This window comes from Rhizobacter sp. P2_H3 (genome assembly GCF_056403355.1).
The window spans coordinates 1-3,312 of the sequence record NZ_JBFUFQ010000382.1 but is presented as its reverse complement, the minus strand read 5'-3'; the positions used below and the strand labels follow the sequence as shown (position 1 = coordinate 3,312).

2 protein-coding genes and 1 pseudogene are annotated in these 3,312 nt (G+C 74.0%); all 3 read left to right on the top strand.

From position 1 onward, the window contains the following. Nucleotides 1–1,307 (top strand): contractile injection system tape measure protein (locus AC1D1T_RS31255; protein WP_477993247.1); only part of this gene is annotated, 1,307 nt, incomplete at its 5' end. Beyond that, entirely contained in the window at nt 1,291–2,658 is a 1,368-nt protein-coding gene (locus AC1D1T_RS31250; protein WP_477993245.1) for an ATP-binding protein, read from the top strand. The genes AC1D1T_RS31255 and AC1D1T_RS31250, both read left to right, overlap by 17 nt. Further along, nucleotides 2,655–3,312: pseudogene (locus tag AC1D1T_RS31245) on the top strand (hypothetical protein); the annotation flags it as partial. The gene AC1D1T_RS31250 and the pseudogene AC1D1T_RS31245, both read left to right, overlap by 4 nt.

The window sequence follows — 3,312 nt, the reverse complement described above, 5'->3', positions numbered from 1 at the left end:
CGATGGACGACCGGCCACGGCTGCTGCGCCGGCTCGCGACGCAGTTCGATGCGGCCGCCCTGCGCGCGCTGGTGCATGCGCTGATGCCCGGCGAGCCGGCGGCGGCCGACCGGCTGCTGCGGGCCGCGGCGCTCGGCACGGCTGCGCTGTGGGAGGCGGTGCTCGGCCAGGCGATCGCCCATGCCGGCGCGCCGCACGCGACCGCGCTGCCGCTGCTGCGCGCGCAGCTGCTGGCGGCGCTGCAGGCCGGCTCGGCGTTCTCGGCCAGCAGCGATCCGCTGCAGTCGGTGGTGCAGGCCTGGGCGCCGCTGCTGAAGGACGACCGCGACTGGCTGAAGGCCACGCTGCAGCGGCTGGGCGACAGCGCCGCGCTGCGGCAGCGCATCGTGCGTGCGCTGCCGCAGGCCGTGCTGAAGCAGGTGCTCGGGCTGTGGCTCGGCAGCGGGCTGACGGCCGCCGTCGACGACTGGATCGCGCAGGTGGCCGAGGGCACGCCGGCCTCCACCGACGAGCGCCTCGGCCGCCGCCAGCTGCTGTGGCAGGCCACGCTGCAGCATGCGATGCAGCGCGGCGCGGCGCCGTTCGATGCGTGGCGCTATGCCGACCACATGCGCGCGCAGGTGGTGGCCGCGAGCGTGCCGGCCGCGCCGCCGGGCTGGTTCGAGCGCGTCGTGCGCGCGGCCACCGCGGTGCTGGCGTCGGCCGTGGCAGCGCTCGGCTTCGGGCGTGGCAAGCGCGCCGAACCGGCGACACCCACGCCCGAGCCGATCGACACGCCGCCGGCCGGGATGCTGCCGCCGGTGAGCGAGCTGCTGTCGGTCGGCAACGCCGGGCTGGTGCTGGTGGCGCCGTACATGCCGCGCCTGTTCATGATGCTCGGGCTGTCGGACGAGCGCGCCTTCACCGGCCCGCAGGCAGCCGAGCGCGCGGCGCTGCTGCTGCAGCTGATGGTGACCGGCGAGGCCGCCGCGCCCGAGCCGGCGCTGGTGCTGAACAAGCTGCTGTGCGGCATCGAGCTCGCGCTGCCGGTGCCGCGCGAACTCGCGCCGACCGAGGCCGAGCGCAGCGCCGTCGATGGGCTGCTGGCCGCCGTCACCCAGCACTGGAAGGTGCTCGGCAGTACCTCGGTGGCCGGGCTGAGAGAGACCTTCCTGCAGCGCGAGGGCCGGCTGCAGCATGCCGACGAGCACTGGCAGCTGAACATCGAGCCGCGCCCGTTCGACATGCTGATCGACCAGCTGCCGTGGGGCTACGCGACGATCCGCCATCCGTGGATGAAGGAGGTGCTGCATGTCGAGTGGCGCTGACCTGCGGCTCCTGCGCGTCGAGCTGAATGCCCGCGTGGTCGGGCGCGAACTCGCATGGCTGGAGCGCGTGCTGCAGGCGCGCATCAGCCTGCACTTCGGACAGGCCGAGGCGCCGGTGGCGCTGCCGATGGCGGCGCCGGCACTTGCCCGCGACGACGGCGATTACGCCGACCTGGTGCACGCGGCCGGACTCGACGCCGACGAGCGCCTGGTGCTCGCGCTGGCGCTGGCGCCGCACCTGAAACCGCAACTGCTCGACATGCTGTTCGTGCGCAACCGCAACCTCGACCGCGGCTTCAGCGAGTTCGGCGGGTGGAAGGGGCGCTCGCACGGCGGCTTCCTGCCGACCTGCGAGACGGCGGCCTTCCTGGTCGCCGGCGAAGACCTGGCGCGCCGCTTTGCGCTGCAGCGCCTGCTCGACGAGGACCGCCCGCTGCGCCGCCACGGGCTGCTGCGGCTGYAGCACGACGGGCCGGGCGAACCGTGGCTGAGCGCCGCGCTGCACGTCAGCGGCGACACGCTGGAGCGGCTGGCCACCGGCGAGGCGCGCAAGYCCGACTACGGCATCGGCTTCCCGGCGCGGCGCATCACCACGCGGCTCGGCTGGAGCGACCTGGTGCTCGACGGCGAGGTGATGGACGAGGTGCAGGCCATCGTCACCTGGTTCCGCCACGGCCAGCGGCTGCTGCGCGACTGGCGGCTCGACAAGGCGCTGAAGCCCGGCTACCGCAGCCTGTTCTACGGCCCGCCGGGCACCGGCAAGACGCTGACCGCGACGCTGATCGGCCAGGAGGTCGGCAGCGATGTCTACCGCATCGACCTGTCGATGGTGGTCTCGCAGTTCATCGGCGAGACCGAGAAGAACCTGGCCCAGGTGTTCGACCAGGCGCAGAGCCGGCAGTGGATCCTGTTCTTCGACGAGGCCGATGCGCTGTTCGGCAAGCGGACCGCGACCTCCAGCTCGAACGACCGCTATGCCAACCAGGAGGTGTCGTACCTGCTGCAGCGGGTCGAGGATTTCCCGGGCACGGTGATCCTCGCGACCAACCTGAAGGCCAACATCGACGATGCGTTCGCGCGGCGCTTCCAGTCGCTGGTGCACTTCCCGATGCCGGACGCCGAGCAGCGGCGGCTGCTGTGGGAGGGCATGGTGAGGCACACCGGGCGGCTGGCCGACGACGTCGACCTGCAGGGGCTGGCCGAGCGGCACGAGCTGTCGGGCGGCGCGATCGCGAACGTGGTGCGCTTCGGGGCGCTGGGCGCGCTGCAGGGCGGGCGCGAGCGCATCGAGATGGCCGACCTGCGGCGCGGCATTGCCAAGGAACTGCGCAAGGAAGGGCGCACGGCATGACGCATCGCGATGCACCTTTCCCGCGGCCCGAGCCGTGTGCGCGCTGCCGGCGGGCGCGCATCGCGCTGGCCGGCGCGGTGCTGGTGCTGGCGGCGAGCCTCGGGCTGCGTGCGGCGACGGTGCCGCACGCGGCCTCGGCGCCGGCTTCCTCCGCAGCGTCCGCGCCCGACATGGCGATGGTCCCGATCGCCGCGTGGCCGGCGGCCTCGGCCGCGTCGGGCGTCGACATGCGCCTCGTCTACAAGACCGTCACGCTGCCATCGGCGCGCCGCGGTGCCCCGTACGGTCCGCGCGAGGTGGTGAAGGGCGGCACGCCGCCGTACCGCTACACGATCGACGGCAAGCTGCCGCCGGGGCTGGTGCTGACCGAGGATGGCCGCCTCGGCGGATTGCCGGCCGAGAACGGCAGCTTCCGCTTCGTGCTCGGCGTGCAGGACGCCGCGTCGCCCTCGCGCGCCGCGCAGCAGGCGTATGTGCTGAACGTCTACACGCCGGTGCTGCGGCCGGCCGCGGCGGCATCGGCTGCCTCCGCGCCCACGGCACCGCCGGCGCTGACGTCGCTCGGCGTCGCCGAAGCCGAGGCCACCGCGGACACGCAGGCCGGCCTGCCGGTCAGCTACAAGCTGACGCCGGCCGACCAGGCGGGCCTGGCAC